The following is a 17,044-nucleotide window of genomic DNA, read 5'->3' as shown; positions in this document are numbered from 1 at the left end:
GGCTAGGCTACTTCCCTGGCGAGGCCGGCACTCAGGTCGTGGGTAAGCTCTGCGATGGCGGGGACACCGCCGTCGCGGATTGCGGCAACCAGCGCGGTGCCTACGATGACGCCGTCAGCGTAGGCGGCGATCTCGCGGACATGCCCGGCGTTGGACACGCCGAGCCCCACGCAGACGCGCTCGGCCCCGGCGGCACGGGTGTCGGCGACGAGCTGCTCAGCGCTGCTGCTGACATCCTGGCGGGTGCCCGTGACGCCCATGATGGACACTGCGTACACAAAGCCCCGGCTTGCCTTCACGGTCATGGCCAGTCGCTCGGGAGTGGAGGAAGGGGCCACGAGGAACACCCTGTCCAGTCCGTACTTATCCGAGGCAGCGAACCATTCTGACGCTTCGTCCGGGATAAGGTCCGGCGTGATGAGCCCTGCTCCCCCGGCTTCGGCCAGCCTGCGGGAAAACTCGTCCACGCCCATTCGGAGCACGGGGTTCCAGTAGGTCATGACCAGCACGGCCACATCGGTGGCCGCCGTGATGCCGGCCACGACGTCAAACACGCTCTCCACGCGGAATCCATTGGCGATGGCTTCGGTGGTGGCCGCCTGGATGACGGGACCGTCCATGACCGGATCCGAGTACGGAATGCCGATTTCGATCAGGTCGGCACCGTTCTTCGCCATGGCAATGCCTGCGTCGATGGTGGCCTGGACATCGGGGTACCCAGCCGGCAGGTAGCAGACCAGGGCTGAGCGTCCGGCGTCGCGGGCGCGGTCGATGGCGGCGGCGGACTTGCTGGCCGTCAGTTCAGTCATCAGTGGTCCTCGTTGTTGTCTACGGCATGGGTGTCTGCGACGGCTTTGTCGCCAACGGCAGCAGGCGCGCCGGCGGCGGGAACGGCTTCAGTTTCGGTCCGGTCGGCAGGGCCCTTGGGCTTGCGGGTGGAAAGGTTCGTGCCCTTGACCTTTCCCTCCTCGTCGAGCATGCCGAACCACTCCGCGGCGGTCTCCACATCCTTGTCTCCGCGGCCGGAGAGGTTGACGATGATGACCGTTTCGGAAGGGTCGGCGCTGCCCTCGGTCAGGCGCTTGCCCACCTTGATGGCGCCGGCGAGGGCGTGGGAGGACTCGATGGCAGGAATGATGCCCTCGGTCCGGCACAGCAGCTTGAACGCATCCATGGCCTCGGTGTCGGTGATGGGCTCATACGTGACCCGGCCGATATCGGCCAGGTAGGCGTGCTCCGGACCCACACCCGGGTAGTCCAGGCCCGCTGAGATGGAGTGGGACTCGATGGTCTGACCGTCGTCGTCCTGCATGAGGTAGGAGCGCGCACCGTGGAGGACACCGGGCTTGCCGAGCGTAATGGTGGCCGCGTGGCGCCCTGTCTCGACGCCGTCGCCGCCGGCCTCGAAACCATAGATCTTGACGCCGGGGTCATCCAGGAAGCCGTGGAAGATGCCAATCGCGTTGGAGCCGCCGCCAATGCAGGCAACGACGGCGTCGGGCAGCTTTCCGGTCTGCTCCAGGATCTGGGCACGGGCTTCCTCGCCGATGACCTCGTGGAAGAAACGGACCATGGCCGGGAACGGGTGCGCGCCTGCGGCGGTACCGAGCAGGTAATGGGTGGTGTCAACGTTGCTGACCCAGTCCCGGAGGGCGTCGTTGATGGCGTCCTTCAGGGTCTGGGAACCGTTGGTCACCGGCACCACCGTAGCGCCCAGCAACTGCATGCGGGCCACGTTCAGCGCCTGGCGGCGGCAGTCCTCGGCGCCCATGTAGACAACGCATTCGAGGCCGAGCAGTGCCGCGGCGGTGGCGCTGGCCACGCCGTGCTGCCCCGCGCCCGTCTCTGCGATGACGCGGGTCTTGCCCATGCGCTTGGCCAGCAGGGCCTGGCCCAGCACGTTGTTGATCTTGTGCGATCCGGTGTGGTTCAGGTCCTCGCGCTTGAGGAAGATCCGGGCCCCGCCGGCGTGCTTCGAGAACCTCTTGGCTTCGGTCAGCAGTGACGGGCGGCCGGAATAGTTCTTGTTCAGGTCCGCGATCTGGGCCAGGAACTCAGGATCAGCCTTGGCCTTTTCGAAGGTGTCCTCAAGCTCGTCCAGCGCGGCGATGAGCGATTCGGGCATCCACCGTCCGCCGTAACCGCCAAAGTAGGGCCCGGGGGCATGCTTCAGCGAGCCGCCCTGCAGGAATGCCTCCGCGGGGTTGTTGTCAGCGTTCTCTGAGGCTTCAGCCATCGGTCCCGTCCTGTTCCAGTTGATCGTTCAGAAGTATTGTGCCGCCGGCACCAGGGCCGGCGGTTGCCGGGGGGCTAGGCCCGTGCGGCGATCGCGGCAGCGCCGGCCGCTGTGAACTCGGCGATCCGCTCCCGCGGAGTCGAGTCGCTCACCAGGGCTTCGCCCACCAGGATCGCGTTTGCGCCGCTCGCCGCGTAATGCGACACGTCGTCCACACTGCGCACGCCGGATTCGGCGACAACCAGCGCTTCGCTGGGGATCAGGCCGGCGAGGGACGCGAAAACGGAACGGTCGACGTCGAGCGTTTTGAGGTTGCGGACGTTGACGCCGATGATGCGCGCCTGCGCCGCCACGGCACGTTCGATTTCGGCTTCTGTGTGCGTTTCCACCAGGACATTCATGCCCAGTTCCCGGCTGAGCGCGCTGAATTCGTGCAGCTGGCCGTCGGAGAGCGCCGCCACGATGAGCAGGATCAGGTCCGCGCCGTGGGCACGGGCTTCCCAGATCTGGTACTCGTCGAGCGTGAAGTCTTTGCGCAGCAGCGGAATATCCACGCGGGCGCGGACGGCATCCAGGTCGGCGAGGGAGCCCTTGAAACGCCGCTGTTCAGTGAGGACACTGATCACGGCGGCACCGCCGTCGGCATACTGGGCCGCGAGTGAGGCAGGATCCACAATGGTGGCAAGGTCCCCCTTCGAGGGACTGCGGCGCTTGATTTCGGCGATCACCTTGAGCTGGTCGCGCGGTGCGGCCGGGCCGCCAAGGGCTGCCCACGCATCACGCGCCGGGGCGGCCGCTGCGGCCAAATCCTTCACTTCGGCAAGGGAAACCAGGCGCTTCCTGGCTTCCATATCCTCCCTGACACCGGCATTGATGTCATCGAGAACGGTGGCCATCAGTGGCCGATGTTCTTCAGCTTGCTGCCTTCGACGCCGTAGCCTGCCTTGCGCATGATGAAGCCGAGGATCAGGCCGAGGACCATAACGCATGCGCCCGCGATGAAGATGGGAGTGTTGGCGATGACAAAGGCGATTGCCGCGATGAGCGCGCCCACCAGCATGACAATCACGCAGGTCCACGCAGCGGGGCTGTTGCCGTGGCCCAGATCCTGGCTGTGGTCAACGCCGTGGTGCACGGCAGATGCCGGGGCGGTTTTGGACGCGGGTGCGGGTGCTTTGCTCATGTGAATCTCCTCAGGATCAATACTGCTTACATTCTGCCATTTTTTGGTCGCAACCTGCCCATCGGCGGGCCGGGCCGCGGTTTGAGCGGCTTATTTCCGGCGGCGGCCGGCGGCGCTCAGGTGGGATCGTCGCCGCGTGAGAGCCTGTCCCAGCTGTCGATCTCATCCACTGGCCCTGCGGCTGCGGCGGAAGTTCCTACCGCGGCATCGTGGGCGGCCGCGTCATATTTGGTGCGGGACTTCCAGTACCGGCCCGCCGGGACGATCAGCAGGGCGCCCAGCGCCAGCAGGATTCCGACGACGACGGCGACCACCGGGAAGGGGGTCACCCCGGTTCCTGCGCGGCTTCCGCTGACTCCGGTGGCGGCAGCAATGGAACCTTGCGCGGCGCTCAGCGGATCGGCCAGCACCGTGGCGGCTGCGGTGATGATGCCGGCCGCAGCGAGGACCACGATGGCGGTAATGACCCACCGTGCGATCCTCCCGGCAATGGACGCAGCCAGCCCCCCGGCCAACGCCACCAGCGCCAGCGCGGTCACCGCTGTGGCTGCCTTGCTGCCCTGGACGGTGAGGGTGTGCTGGCCCCCTGCGGCCTGGCCCGCCTGGTCCGGATCCAGGGTCACTGTGATCCAGGTTTGGGTGGTGGTGCCGAAGACTGCCAGGGCCAGCACGGCAATCAGCAGGACCAAAGTGGATTTCCGCGCCCAGACCGGGGTCATTCGCGTGCCTTCCCCGGTTCGGGCAGTGACTCTGCGGCGATGTTGCGCAGCGATCCGGCCGTGTGCACCGCCCGGAGCGGGGCGGCGGCCTTGTTCACGGTTTCGATCGCTTCGGTGGGGTTCACCGAGTCCGCCACGATGCCGCCGCCGGCCTGGACGTAGGCCCGGCCTTCACGCAGCAAGGCAGAGCGGATGGCGATGGCCATATCCATGTCGCCGGCAAAGTCGAGGTAGCCCACCACGCCGCCATAGATCCCGCGCCGGTGCGGCTCCAGCTGGTCCAGCAGCCGCAGGGCCCGGGGCTTCGGGGCGCCGGAGAGCGTACCGGCGGGGAAGGTTGCTTTGAGGACGTCGTAGGCCTTGGCCTGGGGGGACAAGGTCCCCACAACCGTCGAAACCAGGTGCATGATGTGGCTGAACCGTTCCACTTCCATGAACTGGGTGACATCCACCGTGCCAGCCACACAGACCTTGGACAAGTCGTTGCGAGACAGGTCCACCAGCATCAGGTGCTCGGCGCGTTCCTTCTGGTCGGCCAGGAGTTCCTCGGCCAGGGCCTTGTCACCTTCAACCGTCTTGCCGCGGGGCCGCGAACCCGCGATGGGGTGCGTAATGACTTCATCGCCGGTCACGGTCACCAGGGCCTCCGGCGAGGAGCCGACGATCGTGTACTCCCGGCCGTCGGCGTCCTCAAGGCTGAAGAGGTACATATACGGGCTGGGGTTGGTGTTGCGCAGGACCCGGTACACGTCCAGGGGCGAGGCTCCGCACTCCATCTCGAAGCGGCGGGAAATCACTACCTGGAAGACTTCACCGTCCACGATGGCTTCCTTGCCGCGGTCCAGTGCCTCCAGATAGGCGGGTTCGGCCCAGCGCTCCTCGACGCTGGAGGCGAAGTCCAGAGCAGCAGGTTCCAGCACGGAAACGGGTTGCGCCACCGGGGTGCTGACCTTGGTGAGGAGGGCTTTCACCCGGGCAACGGCATCGTGCCAGGCCTCGTCAACGCGCTCTGAGCTGTTGTCGAAGTTGATGGCGTTGGCGATGAGCAGCACACTGCCGTCGTGGTTGTCATGGACGGCCATGTCCGTCACCAGGTTCAGTGCCAGCTCGGGAAGGTGGAGGTCATCCTCGGGCGGGCTGGTGAGGCGTTCCCAATGCCGGACGGTTTCCCAACCTAGGAAGCCCACCAGGCCGGACGTGAACGGCGGCAGACCCTCGAACCTGCTGGTCCGCAGCGCTTCGATGGTGTCACGGATGGCGTCCACCGGGTTGCCGTCCAAGGGCACACCTGCAGGGGGCTGCCCGAGCCAGTGGGCCTGGCCGTCCTTGGTGGTCAGAGTGGCCCGGGACTTGGCGCCGATAAAGGAGTACCGCGACCACGTGCCGCCAACCGCCGCGGACTCCATCAGGAAGGTTCCCGGCTGGCCGTTGGCCAGCTTCCGGTACAGGCCGATGGGCGTCTCAGCATCCGCCAACACCTTGAGCGTGACGGGGATGACCCGGCTGGTGCCGGCGAGTTCGCGGAACTCCTCGAGGCCCGGGCTGATGATTCCAAGGTCCTGCATGGCTATGCTTTTCCGCCTGTTCTTATGTGCCGCCGGGTACGGCGTCAGTCTTTATGCTGGCAAAAGTATGAAGCCTGCGGCGGGTTCCGCCCCAGGGAGTCGGTCAGGGAGCCGAACCTGCCTGGACATCAAGTGCACGCCCGTCGAAGCAGGTCCGGGTGCCCGTGTGGCAGGCCGCGCCCACCTGGTCCACCCTGACCAGCAGGGCATCGCCGTCGCAGTCCATGGCCACGGATTTGACCCACTGGACGTGGCCCGAGGTGTCCCCCTTGCGCCAATATTCCTGGCGGGAGCGGGAGTAGAACGTGACCCGGCCGCTGGTCATGGTGCGGTGCAGCGCCTCATCATCCATCCAGCCCAGCATGAGCACCTCGTTGGTGTCGAATTGCTGGACCACGGCAGCAACGAGACCGGCGCCGTCACGCTTTAGCGCCGCAGCCACGGCCGGCGGAAGCGGGCCGGTGACGGGGGCCGGGACAGGTACGGGGGCGGGGGCAGGCTGCTCAGACATCAGGTCAAGTCTAGTGCCTGATCTGAGGGGCCTGAATATGCTCCGCCCGGCATACACGCCGTGTGTTACCAACGGCACCCGTGCTATGGCGGTTCTGCTGCCCAACTCCCGCGCTCTCGTGCTAGTTTCACAAGTGATGCATTACGTTGACCCGTCCCGAGAAGTCCTGGCCGAGACCCTTCTGGCGGCCGGCCCTGATGCCCCCACCCTCTGCCGAGGCTGGCTCACCAGGGACCTTGCCGCGCATCTGTACCTGCGCGAACGCAAGGCTGCCGTGGGCCTGGGCCTCATCATCAAAAGCCTGTCCAAGGCCTCCGATAAGGCCACAGCCAAGCTCGCCGCCAAGCTGAAGACCCCGGACGACTACACGGGCCTCGTTAACACTTTCCGCGGTGGGCCACCTGCCCTGTCGCCCATGAAGATCAAGGCACTGGACGAGAGCTCCAACCTGATCGAATACTTCGTCCACACGGAGGACATCCGCCGGGCCGGTGACCGCTGGGCGCCGCGGGCCCTCGACGAGGCGTACTCGGACGCCCTGTGGGACGAGCTCATCAAACGGGCCGCCATCCTCTACCGCGGCGTGGACCTCGGCATTGTGCTGGTGCGTCCCTCCGGGCCCCGGCACGTAGCCAAGCGCGCACCGGTTTCGGTGGCGATCGTCGGCGAGCCGGGCGAACTGCTCATGCACGCCCACGGCCGGACCCGCCACGCCTTGGTCACGTTCGAAGGCCAGCCCGACGCCGTCGCCCTCCTACAGTCAGCCGAAGTCGGCCTCTAACTTTTGGGCGGGTGGTGGGCCCACGCCCGCAGGGTTCCCTGACCGAGCCTGCGAGGTTAAGGTGCGAGCGGGGACTAGCGGACTTCGAAGCCTGCTTCCCGAATGGCCTGCTTAACCTGGGCCATCATGTTGTCCGGGCCCCAGTGGAAGATCGAGGCGGCCAGGACGGCGTCGGCGCCGGCGGCCACGGCCGGCGGGAAATGGGCGGGTTCCCCGGCTCCGCCTGAGGCGATGATCGGCACCTTCACGGCGGCCCGAACCAGGCGGATGAGTTCCAGGTCGAAACCGTCCTTGGTGCCATCGGCGTCGATGGAGTTGAGCAGGATCTCGCCGATGCCGCGGTCGGCGGCTTCCTTGGCCCACTCGATGGCGTCAATGCCGGTGCCGGTTCTTCCGCCGTGGGTGGTGACTTCAAAGCCCGACGGCGTGGGCTTCTTTCCGGGGCGTGTCCGGCGGGCGTCGACGGACAGGACGAGGACCTGTGACCCGAAGTGCCTGCTGATTTCGTTGATGACGTCCGGCCGGGCAACGGCGGCCGTGTTGATGGAAGCTTTGTCCGCGCCGTAACGCAGGAGCTTGTCCACCTCAGCCACGCCGCGGACTCCGCCGCCCACGGTCAGCGGGATAAAGACTTCCTCGGCGGTGCGCCGGACCACGTCAAAGGTGGTCTCGCGGTTGCCCGAGGACGCGGTGACGTCAAGGAACGTGAGCTCATCAGCCCCGGCGTTGTCGTAACGGTGAGCCAACTCCACAGGATCGCCGGCGTCGCGAAGCCCCTCGAAGTTGATGCCCTTCACAACGCGTCCGGCATCGACGTCGAGGCACGGGATGACTCGTACAGCTACAGCCATGACGATCTCCTCCTAGATCCGGCAGGCGTGGATGCTGCTGACCAGGATGGCGCGGGCACCGAGATCGTAAAGCTCGTCCATGATGCGGTTGGTTTCCTTTTTCGGGACCATGGACCGCACGGCCACCCACTCGGAGTCACGCAACGGCGAGACCGTGGGCGATTCCAGTCCGGGCGTCAGGGCTGCAGCCTGCTCCACCAGTTCCTTGCGGATGTCGTAGTCCATGAGGACATACTGCCGCGCGACAAGGACACCCTGCAGGCGGCGAATGAGTACGTCGATCTCCTTGGCAGTGCCGTTCGCGGCGCCGCCTTTTCCGGTCCGGCGGATGAGCACAGCCTCGGACTTGAGGATCGGATCGCCGAAGATCTCCATGCCGGCGGCCTTGAGTGTGTTGCCGGTTTCGACGACGTCGGCTATGGCGTCCGCGACGCCGAGGCGCACGGAGGATTCAACGGCGCCGTCGAGCCGGACCACTGTGGCGTTGACGCCCCGCTCGGCGAGGTAGCCGCGCAGCAGCACGTCGTAACTGGTGGCGAGGCGCTTGCCTTCAAGTTGTTCAACTGCCGTAAAGTCCCCGACCGGTCCGGCAAAGCGGAACGTGGAGGCGGCAAAGCCCAAAGGCAGCAATTCATCTGCTTCCACCTCAGCGTCCAGCAGCAGGTCGCGCCCGGTGATGCCGACGTCGAGCGTTCCGCGGCCGACGTAGACGGCGATATCGCGCGGGCGGAGGAAGAAGAACTCAATGCCGTTGTCCGGGTCCATCATGACCAGCTCGCGGGTGTCGCGGCGCTGGCGGTACCCGGCTTCGGACAGCATGGCTGAGGCGGCTTCGGACAGGGAGCCCTTGTTGGGGACGGCTACTCGCAGCATGGGGGTCTTTCTTGTTGGGAGGTCTATTGATCAGGCAAACGGGCCACAGAAGGCAGCGGCGGACCGGGAAGTCCGCACAATGCGCAGTGGCTACAGATGCTTGTAGACGTCTTCCAGGGTCAGGCCTTTGGCGAGCATCAGAACCTGCAGGTGGTAGAGCAGCTGGGAAATTTCCTCGGCCGCGGCCTCATCGGATTCGTACTCAGCGGCCATCCAGACTTCGGCTGCTTCCTCCACGACTTTCTTGCCAATGCCGTGGACTCCGGACTCCAATTCAGCGACGGTGCGGGAGCCTGCCGGACGGGTGGCTGCCTTTTCACTCAGTTCAGCGAACAGCGTCTCGAAATTCTTCACGCCCTACAGCCTACTTGCTGCGCGCCTGACGGCGCCTGTCGGGCCGTTGCATGACGGGCGCGATGTGAGGGAACACACACGCGCCCGTCAGCTGTTCTTTGTCGAACTGCTACTTGTAGGGCTTAAGCAGAACAGCGGTGGCCAGGGCCGCCGTCACTGCTTCGTGGCCCTTATCCTCGTTGGAGCCGGGCAGGCCAGCCCGGTCCAGGCCTTGCTGCTCCGTATCGCAGGTCAGCACGCCGAAGCCCACCGGCACTCCGGTGGAGACGCTCACGTCGGTAAGTCCCGACGTCGCCGCCTGGCAAACGTATTCGAAGTGCGGCGTGCCGCCGCGGATCACGACGCCGAGGGCCACCACTGCGTCAAAGTGCGGCGCCAGCCGCGCAGCAGCGACCGGAAGTTCGAAGGCTCCCGGAACCCGCAGGACGGTGGGGTCGCTGATTCCTGCGTCTTTGGCGGCGCGCAAGGCCCCGTCCAGGAGTCCGTCCATGATCTGGGTGTGCCAGCTGGCAGCCACGATGGCCAGCCGGAGCTGCGACGTTTCCTCCGGGTTGAGGGTGGTGAGGTCGATATCTGGTGCGCCGTGTCCGCTCATGCGTGTATGTGGTCCGTTCAGTCTTGTTCGAGGGCGAAAGTGTCAGCAGCGGCGCCGGGCACCGATACTACGTGGGTGTCCAGCGTCAGCCGGTGCTCCATGCGGTCCTTTTTGGTCTGCAGGTAGCGGATGTTCTGGTCGCGGGACGGAACCTCGGTGGGAACCATTTCCACCACCTTCACGCCGGCCTTGGCAAGCCGGTTTTGTTTGTCGGGGTTGTTGCTCAGGAGCCGGACTTCGTGCAGCCCCATCTCTGCCAAGATCTGGGCGGCAGCCTTGTAGCAACGCGCGTCCACGGGCAGCCCGAGTTGCTCGTTTGCCTCCACGGTGTCGAAGCCGGCTTCCTGAAGGGCATAGGCCTTGATCTTGTTGGCCAAGCCGATCCCCCGGCCTTCCTGTCCGCGCAGGTACAGGAGCGTGCCGCCGAACTCGTTGATGAGCTCCAGGGCATAGGCCAACTGTTCGCCGCAGTCACAACGGTAGGAACCGAAGACGTCGCCGGTCAGGCACTCGGAGTGGAGCCTGACGAGGGGCGCAAGGCCGTCCTTGGGAGGATTGGGTGAGCTCACCGCCAGATGCTCGGCACCCGTGACCAGGTCAGTCCAGGCCTGCGTAATAAAGTCACCAAAGGCGGTGGGCAGCTGCACGATAGGACCGGCGCTCACCGGGTGGTGGGCATGGCCGTTACTGGCTGCCCCGCGGTGGTGACCGTTCTGGTGGCTATCGTCCGAAAGTCCGGAAACCGTCATCGTTACTCCTCTACTCCGCCCGGGCGTCCAGCCCGGTGTTACTGTCGGCGGGAACCGCGGCCCCTGCTTCAAGGTAAGCCACCAAGTCCTCAATCGAGATCAAGGGGCACCCGTGTTCGGCGGCGAATGCGCGCAGCCCGTCGAGCCGCATCATTTCACCGTCGTCATACACAACCTCCGCGATCACGCCCACCGGCTCCAGTCCGGCAAGCCGGCAGAGGTCCACGGCCGCTTCGGTGTGGCCGGGGCGTTCACGCACTCCCCCGTTAACGGCCCGGAGCGGAAAAATATGCCCTGGCCTCGTCACGGCCGCCGGTCCGGAAGCGGGGTCTGCCAGCACGCGTGCGGTCAGGGCCCGGTCCGTGGCGGAAATTCCGGTGCTGACGCCCACCGCCGCGTCGCAGGAAACGGTGTAAGCCGTACCTTTGGAGTCCTGGTTCACAGCCACCATGGGAGGCAGTCCCAGGGCGTCGGCGCGGTCCCCGGTCAGCGGGACACAGATGACACCGGAGCTGTACCGGATGGTCCAGCCCATCAGGGCGGGTGTGGCGTGCTGGGCCGCGAAGATAATGTCGCCTTCGTTTTCGCGGTCCTCGTTATCGACCACCAGCACGGGCAGGCCGGCGGCCATGGCACGGATGGCATCTTCCACGAGGTCAAGGCCCTTGGCTGCGTCGGGACGCGGCGTCGCCTCCGCGGCGGCCTCGAGGCGGACTGTAGTGTTCATCGGGTTCCTCCGTTTGCTGCGCCGGTGCTGAATGCCAGCAGCCGTTCGGTGTACTTGGCCAGCACATCCACTTCCAGGTTGACGCGGCTGCCGGTGCTCTTGGCTCCGAGGCCGGTGTCCGCGAGCGTGGTGGGGATGAGCCCCACTTCGAACCAGGGTTCGGTCTTCTCCGCCGGGCTGACCGCCGTGACGGTGAGCGAAACGCCGTCGATCGCTATGGAGCCCTTTTCCGCGATATAGCGGGCGAGGTTGGCCGGAACGGCGAAGCGGAGGCGTTCCCAGTTGCCCAGGGCTTCGCGTTCCACCAGCTGCCCGACGCCGTCCACATGGCCCTGCACCACGTGGCCGTCCAGCCGCCCGCCAGCCGGGACGCAACGCTCCAGGTTGACCGAATCACCGGCGGCGAGCTCGCCGATGGTGCTGCGCACCAGGGTTTCGCCCATCACGTCAACGCTGAAGTCCTTGCCGTCAATTTCGGTGGCAGTCAGGCAGACGCCGTTCACGGCAATGGACCCGCCGAGGGCAAGCCCGTCGGTGGTGCCCGGGGCGTGCAGCCGGAGGGTTGCGCTGGTATCGCCGTCCCGCTCCACGGACAGCACCTTTCCTTGTTCGGCAATAATTCCGGTAAACATCAGTAGCCTCCCATGGCTGGTTCCGCGGCAGTGCGGGATGGTTGTGGTTCCAAAGCTTCAAGTGGTTCCGGACGGAGGTGCAGCCTCAGGTCGCGTCCCAGCGTCAGCACCGCGCCGCCGTCGGACGGGTCCCATTCCCAGTGCCGGGCGTCTTCGAGGGTGGTGATTCCCAGGCCGTTCAGGGCCGGTGTTCCGGAGCCCAGCAGGGTGGGCGCGAGGTAGACAATGAGTTCGTCCACGAGCCCGGCGGCAAGGAAGGAGCTGAGGATACGCGAGCCGCCTTCCACCATGACGTGGCGGATTCCTGCGGCGTACAGCAGCGACAACGCCTCCTGCGGATCGCGCGTGGGCAAGTGGAGCACGTGGCCGTCGTCGCCGTGGACCGCGGCATCGGCCGGGATCTCCCGCAGCCCCATCACGGCGCGCAGTGGCTGTTTACCGCTGGCCGCACCTGACCCGTCACGCGCTGTCAGGCGAGGGTTGTCCACCAGCACCGTCTGGGTGCCCACGAGGATGGCGTCGATCCGCCCCCGCAAGCTGTGGTTGTCCGCGAGCGATTCAGGGGACGAAATCCATTGGCTGGTCCCGTCCTCCGCCGCGATCCGGCTGTCCAAAGTCTGGGCGATGTGCAGGGTAACGAAGGGCCGTTGGGCGGCTACGGCCAGGAACCATTGGCGGTTCAGCTCGAAAGCCTCGACGGCGGCCAGTCCGCTGCGGACCTTGACGCCGGCGTTCCGCAGGGTGGCTGCGCCGCCCGCGGCAGGGTCATGGGGATCGTCAACGGCATACACCACGTCTTTGATCCCTGTGGCGATGATCGCCTGCGTGCAGGGTCCTGTCCTGCCGCTGTGGTCACAGGGTTCCAGCGTGATCACCATCGTGCAGCCGGTCAGGTCCAGCCCGGCCGCCTCAGCCTGGCTAATCGCGTCCGCTTCGGCGTGGGGGGTCCCGGCGCCGCGGTGGTATCCGGTCACCAGGTGCCGGCCGTCAGCATCGATCACGACGGCGCCCACCAGCGGGTTCGCTCCGCGCGGCCCGCGCAGGGCTGCTTCGAGGGCTGAGTCCATGGCGGCGGTCTCGGCGGTGCTGAACGCCGTCACATTGTCGGCGGCAGTCATAGGGCGGCCACCGTTTTGGCGTTTTCGGCGTCCCGTCCACGGGACAGCCTGGCTTCAAAGAGCCATCGCAAGGGGTTCATGTGTGTGTGTCGTTCCTTCCCTCTAGAACCGCGATGGCTCCGGGGGTATACGACAGCAGAAGACGTGGCGTCACTGTGACGCCACGGATACAGCTGTACGTGCTTCTCTCATCCAGACTTTAACTGTCGGTACCGGAATTTCACCGGTTCAACCGTCCGCCGGTTCCCTCCCTGGTTGGGGAAAGCGCCGGCTCGCGGGTCGCGGACTATCACCGCCGGTTCGGACTTACACCGACCCCGGAGCACGTATTGTGTGTTGCTATTGTGCCATAACTGCTAAGGACTCAAGACTATTCCCCGGACCCGCTGCGTAACCTAAGGCTGCCGGCCTCGCGCAGCCGTCCGATGGCCGCGGCAGGGTCCTCGGCACCGTAAACGGCCGAGCCGGCCACGAAGACGTTGGCCCCCGCCTCTGCAGCCCGCAGGATGGTCTCCTCGGTGATGCCGCCGTCGACCTGAAGGGCAACCTCCAGGCCGGAACCATCGATGGCTGCGCGGGCGCGTCGGATCTTGGGGAGGGCCAGGTCAAGGAAGGCCTGGCCACCGAAACCCGGCTCCACGGTCATGATCAGGAGCATGTCCAGTTCTTCAAGCATGTCCAGGTACGGTTCCACTGCGGTGGCCGGACGCAGTGCCATTCCGGCTTTGGACCCACGGGCCCGCAATTCCCGGGCAAGCTTGACCGGGGCAATGGATGCCTCGGCGTGGAAGGTCACCGAGGCCAGCCCTGCGTCGGCGAAACCGGGCGCCCAGCGGTCGGCGTCGGAGATCATCAGGTGGGCATCCAGCGGGACGGGGCTGACGGCCTGGATCCGCTGGACCACGGGCAGCCCGAGGGTGAGGTTGGGGACAAAGTGGTTGTCCATAACGTCCACGTGGACGGCGTCTGCGTTGCTGATCCGCTGCAGTTCGGCTTCGAGGTTGACGAAGTCGGCGGACAGAATGCTCGGGTGGATGCAGCACTGCGGCATGGGCGAACCTTTCACGGGTCAGGCCTTTTTGCGGATGAGGGCCAGGAACATGGCATCGGTGCTGTGGATGTGCGGCCAGAGCTGGGCCGTGGACTCGTGCCCGGCCCCCAGGTTCCCGGTGAGGCTCACGCCGTCCAGGACCGCGCCGGCGTCCAACAGTTCCAGGTCGTTGCGCTTCCGGAGGGCGTCGGTGACGACGGCGGTGGTTTCGGCCGGGTGCGGTGAACAGGTCACATAGGCCACCACTCCGCCGGGTCGGACGGCGTCCAGTGCGGAGGTGAGGAGGGCACGCTGCAGCGGGCCAAGGTCGGCCAGGTCCTTGGGTGTGCGGCGCCAGCGGGACTCCGGCCGGCGCCGCAGGGCACCTAGTCCGCTGCAGGGAACGTCCACCAGGACACGGTCGAAGGATTCGGGCTGTTCAGTACCCATTTCCCGGCCGTCCCCGGTCCGGACGCGCCAGACATCCGCCGGCACTGCGGACAGGGCCTGGCTCACGAGCTTGGCACGGTGCGGGGCCGGTTCGTTGGCGAGCAGCGTGGCACCTTGCTGCCGGGCGAGGGCGCCGAGCAGTGCGGCTTTGCCGCCCGGACCGGCACAGAGATCCAGCCAGGCTTCGCCGGTGGCACCAGCCCCTTCGTTGGTGCGAGGACCCAGGTCGACGGCGGCCATGGCCCGGGCCACCAGCTGCGAGCCAACGTCCTGGACGCGGGTGCTGCCTTCGCGCACCGAGGCGAGCCTGCCGAGGTCGCCGCCGCTGGACAGTGCCGAGCCTTCCACGAGTTCGCCGGGGGTGGCACCGTTTTCCAAAGCCTCAGCCAGGCTTCCCAGGCCAGGCAGGGCAACCAGGTTGACCACCGGAGCGGCGTTGTCGGCTTCCAGCAGGTCGTTGATCTCCGTGGCGGAGCGTCCGTGTGCCACCAGCGACTGCCGCATGGCCCGGACAATCCATTCCGGGTGGGCGTAGAGGATGGACGCGATTTTGGTTTCATCGCTTTCCCCGGCGACCAGGAGCTCAACCCATTCCTCCAGGGTGTGGGCCGTGACCTTCCGCAGCACCGCATTGATGAGGGCAGACGGGCCTGCGCCGATCACGGCGCGGGCCAAGCCAACTGTCTGGTCCAGGGCGGCGTGGGCAGGGACGCGCATGGCCAACAGCTGATGGACGCCGATGCGCAGGGCGTCAAGGATGGCGGGGTCGAGCTGGTCCAGGGGCCGGTCCACACAGCGGGCCAGGATGGCATCGTAGGTGCCTTGGCCGCGAAGGGCACCGTAGCTCAGTTCGGTCGCGAAGCCGGCGTCGCGCTTGTCCAGCCCGTGATGGCGGATGCGGGACGGGAGGACCAAGTTCGCGTAGGCGTCCTCCGCGGCGACCGCCCGAAGGACTTCGAACGCAACCAGGCGAGCAGGATCCGCCCGGCGGGTGCGCTGCGCGGGGGCGTTCTCGGTGAAACTCTTCTGGGAGCTTCGGTTCCGTTCCCGGCCCTGGGCATTTCGTGTGCTTGAATCACGCGGGCCGCCCTTGCCCCGGCCGCTTCCGCCGCCACCCCTGCCACGGCCGCCTGTATTACCGCCGGACTCGCTCATTCGAACACCACGCTTTCAAGTGAAGCCATGCCGCGTGCCCAATCGGCCGCGGCCATCATTTTCTTGCCGGAAGGCTGGATCCTGGTCAGCTCCACCGCGTGGGACCCCGTCCCCACCAACACGTTTTTGCCGTCCAGGAAGACTGCCCCCGGCGCCAGGGCGGGGCCGGCCGGTCGAAGCAGAACGGGTTCCAGCTTGACCCGTTGCCCCTCCAGCGTGGTCCAGGCCCCGGGCTCGGGAGTAACTCCCCTGGCCCGCCTCCCGATGGCCAGTGCGGGCTGCTTCCAGTCGAGCCGGCCGTCATCGATGGTCAGTTTGGGGGCCAGCGAAATGTCGCCGGCCTGCGGCTGCGGAGAGGCCTTTCCGGCTTCCACCGCTGACAGTGTCTGCGCGAGGAGCACGGCTCCGCCATGGGACAGCCGTTCCAACAGCGCCCCCGCGGTATCGTCCGGCCTGACGCTTTCGGTCAGCGTCCCGAAGACAGGCCCGGTGTCCAGCCCTTCCTCCAGCAGGAAGGTGACAGCGCCGGTCACGTCGTCGCCGGCCATAACGGCCCGCTGCACCGGGGCAGCCCCGCGCCAGGCGGGAAGGAGGGAGAAGTGCAGGTTGATCCAGCCATACGGCGGAACAGCGAGGGCGGCAGGGGGAATCAGTCCTCCGTAGGCCACGATGGCGGCCACGTCCGGTTTGGCGGCGGTAATTTGCGCCGTGACTGCGTCATCAACGCGGGTAGCGTGGATGACCTCGATGCCCAGTTCGGCGGCGCGGGCAGCAACGGGCGACGGCGTGAGCACGCGTTTGCGGCCAATCGGCGCGTCCGGGCGGGTCAGGACGGCAACGACGTCAAAGCCCGCCTTGACCAGGGCGACCAGGGAGGGAACGGCGACGGCAGGTGTACCCGCGAAAAGGACCCTCATGAGTTCGATCCGCCGCCGAAACTGGTGCCGCCAAAGCTCGCGCCCCCAAAACTGGACCCGACTGACTTGGCGCGCTTCGCCGTCGTGCGTTCAGTGATGGCGTCATAGTTGGCATTCCGGATGGAGCGCAGCGCACTCTTCCGGTCTTCGCCTTCCAAGCGGTCGGTGTAAAGGATGCCGTCGAGGTGGTCGGTTTCATGCTGGAAGCAGCGGGCCAGCATGCCCTCCCCCTCAACGGTGACAGGGTTGCCGTGGAGGTCCATGCCAGTGACCTTTGTAGCCCTGAACCGGCGGACGGGGAACCCCAGACCGGGGATGGAGAGGCAACCTTCCATCTGGTCGGGCTGGTAGTCGTCGCTGTTTTCCAAAACCGGGTTGATGATGTGGCCGTCAACCCCGCCCACACGGTAAGTAAAGACGCGTTGGCTGACACCGATCTGTGGTGCGGCCAGGCCTGCACCCTCCACGTCTTCCATGGTCTCGGTCATGTCCGCAACGAGCTTGGCGAGCTCGGGCCCGAATTCCGTCACAGGATCGGCCACTGTGCGGAGCACGGGATCACCAATGATGCGGATATTCAGAATGGCCATGTGTTGTC

Annotated in this window: 20 protein-coding genes and 1 riboswitch; of the genes, 1 reads left to right on the top strand and 19 read right to left on the bottom strand. The window is 66.4% G+C overall.

The features are described from left to right. Positions 1–2: 2 nt before the first annotated feature. The 7 genes from trpA to hisI all read right to left on the bottom strand — a co-directional run bounded on the left by trpA (position 3) and on the right by hisI (position 6,214). A complete protein-coding gene (trpA, locus tag AC1DIM_RS09470; protein WP_477710229.1) occupies positions 3–809 on the bottom strand; it encodes a tryptophan synthase subunit alpha in 807 nt (268 codons plus the stop codon). Beyond that, complete coding sequence (gene trpB, locus AC1DIM_RS09465) at positions 809–2,236, bottom strand: tryptophan synthase subunit beta (RefSeq protein ID WP_477710228.1); 1,428 nt, start codon at positions 2,234–2,236, stop codon at positions 809–811. Before trpB ends, trpA begins: the two co-directional genes overlap by 1 nt. 74 nt (positions 2,237–2,310) lie before the next feature. Then, positions 2,311–3,132 (bottom strand): indole-3-glycerol phosphate synthase TrpC, encoded by an 822-nt coding sequence (gene trpC / locus AC1DIM_RS09460; RefSeq protein ID WP_477710227.1) that lies wholly within the window; start codon positions 3,130–3,132, stop codon positions 2,311–2,313. Then, positions 3,132–3,419 carry an HGxxPAAW family protein gene (locus AC1DIM_RS09455; protein WP_477710226.1) on the bottom strand — a complete coding sequence of 96 codons (288 nt, stop codon included), beginning with the start codon at positions 3,417–3,419 and terminating at the stop codon, positions 3,132–3,134. Before AC1DIM_RS09455 ends, trpC begins: the two co-directional genes overlap by 1 nt. 116 nt (positions 3,420–3,535) lie before the next feature. After that, entirely contained in the window at positions 3,536–4,138 is a 603-nt protein-coding gene (locus AC1DIM_RS09450; RefSeq protein ID WP_477710225.1) for a Trp biosynthesis-associated membrane protein, read from the bottom strand. After that, complete coding sequence (locus AC1DIM_RS09445; protein WP_477710224.1) at positions 4,135–5,703, bottom strand: anthranilate synthase component I; 1,569 nt, start codon at positions 5,701–5,703, stop codon at positions 4,135–4,137. The genes AC1DIM_RS09450 and AC1DIM_RS09445 overlap by 4 nt, the downstream gene beginning before the upstream one ends. Positions 5,704–5,806: 103 nt before the next feature. Beyond that, positions 5,807–6,214, bottom strand: coding sequence for a phosphoribosyl-AMP cyclohydrolase (gene hisI, locus AC1DIM_RS09440; protein ID WP_477710223.1), 408 nt, complete (start codon positions 6,212–6,214; stop codon positions 5,807–5,809). Between the two features lie 136 nt (positions 6,215–6,350). Between hisI and AC1DIM_RS09435 the strand changes: the two genes are divergently transcribed. Continuing rightward, positions 6,351–6,995 carry a TIGR03085 family metal-binding protein gene (locus AC1DIM_RS09435; RefSeq protein WP_477710222.1) on the top strand — a complete coding sequence of 215 codons (645 nt, stop codon included), beginning with the start codon at positions 6,351–6,353 and terminating at the stop codon, positions 6,993–6,995. Positions 6,996–7,069: 74 nt separating this feature from the next. Here AC1DIM_RS09435 and hisF read toward each other — a convergent pair whose 3' ends face one another. From hisF to def, 12 genes are all read right to left on the bottom strand, one after another. Continuing rightward, complete coding sequence (gene hisF, locus AC1DIM_RS09430) at positions 7,070–7,846, bottom strand: imidazole glycerol phosphate synthase subunit HisF (protein WP_477710221.1); 777 nt, start codon at positions 7,844–7,846, stop codon at positions 7,070–7,072. A gap of 12 nt (positions 7,847–7,858) precedes the next feature. Continuing rightward, a complete protein-coding gene (gene hisG / locus AC1DIM_RS09425; RefSeq protein WP_477710220.1) occupies positions 7,859–8,719 on the bottom strand; it encodes an ATP phosphoribosyltransferase in 861 nt (286 codons plus the stop codon). Positions 8,720–8,809: 90 nt separating this feature from the next. Beyond that, complete coding sequence (locus AC1DIM_RS09420; protein ID WP_028270786.1) at positions 8,810–9,073, bottom strand: phosphoribosyl-ATP diphosphatase; 264 nt, start codon at positions 9,071–9,073, stop codon at positions 8,810–8,812. A gap of 109 nt (positions 9,074–9,182) precedes the next feature. Next, complete coding sequence (gene ribH, locus AC1DIM_RS09415; RefSeq protein ID WP_477710219.1) at positions 9,183–9,668, bottom strand: 6,7-dimethyl-8-ribityllumazine synthase; 486 nt, start codon at positions 9,666–9,668, stop codon at positions 9,183–9,185. A gap of 17 nt (positions 9,669–9,685) precedes the next feature. Continuing rightward, positions 9,686–10,417, bottom strand: a complete 732-nt coding sequence (ribA, locus tag AC1DIM_RS09410) for a GTP cyclohydrolase II (protein WP_477710218.1) — start codon at positions 10,415–10,417, stop codon at positions 9,686–9,688. A gap of 10 nt (positions 10,418–10,427) precedes the next feature. After that, a complete protein-coding gene (gene ribB / locus AC1DIM_RS09405; RefSeq protein WP_477710217.1) occupies positions 10,428–11,144 on the bottom strand; it encodes a 3,4-dihydroxy-2-butanone-4-phosphate synthase in 717 nt (238 codons plus the stop codon). Then, positions 11,141–11,776: a riboflavin synthase gene (locus AC1DIM_RS09400; RefSeq protein WP_477710216.1), complete on the bottom strand. Its 636-nt coding sequence runs from the start codon at positions 11,774–11,776 to the stop codon at positions 11,141–11,143. Before AC1DIM_RS09400 ends, ribB begins: the two co-directional genes overlap by 4 nt. Beyond that, complete coding sequence (gene ribD / locus AC1DIM_RS09395; protein ID WP_477710215.1) at positions 11,776–12,894, bottom strand: bifunctional diaminohydroxyphosphoribosylaminopyrimidine deaminase/5-amino-6-(5-phosphoribosylamino)uracil reductase RibD; 1,119 nt, start codon at positions 12,892–12,894, stop codon at positions 11,776–11,778. The genes AC1DIM_RS09400 and ribD overlap by 1 nt, the downstream gene beginning before the upstream one ends. Before the next feature lie 175 nt (positions 12,895–13,069). After that, positions 13,070–13,224: riboswitch (FMN riboswitch) on the bottom strand. Between the two features lie 40 nt (positions 13,225–13,264). Then, positions 13,265–13,945 carry a ribulose-phosphate 3-epimerase gene (gene rpe / locus AC1DIM_RS09390; RefSeq protein ID WP_477710245.1) on the bottom strand — a complete coding sequence of 227 codons (681 nt, stop codon included), beginning with the start codon at positions 13,943–13,945 and terminating at the stop codon, positions 13,265–13,267. Positions 13,946–13,963: 18 nt separating this feature from the next. After that, complete coding sequence (locus tag AC1DIM_RS09385) at positions 13,964–15,529, bottom strand: RsmB/NOP family class I SAM-dependent RNA methyltransferase (RefSeq protein WP_477710214.1); 1,566 nt, start codon at positions 15,527–15,529, stop codon at positions 13,964–13,966. Then, complete coding sequence (gene fmt, locus AC1DIM_RS09380) at positions 15,526–16,446, bottom strand: methionyl-tRNA formyltransferase (RefSeq protein WP_477710213.1); 921 nt, start codon at positions 16,444–16,446, stop codon at positions 15,526–15,528. Before fmt ends, AC1DIM_RS09385 begins: the two co-directional genes overlap by 4 nt. After that, positions 16,443–17,036, bottom strand: a complete 594-nt coding sequence (gene def, locus AC1DIM_RS09375; protein ID WP_477710212.1) for a peptide deformylase — start codon at positions 17,034–17,036, stop codon at positions 16,443–16,445. Before def ends, fmt begins: the two co-directional genes overlap by 4 nt. Positions 17,037–17,044: the final 8 nt, after the last annotated feature.

It is taken from the genome of Pseudarthrobacter sp. 01T43, assembly GCF_056398665.1.
Note: the sequence above shows the minus strand (reverse complement) of the source record. Positions and strands in the feature narration are given on the sequence as shown.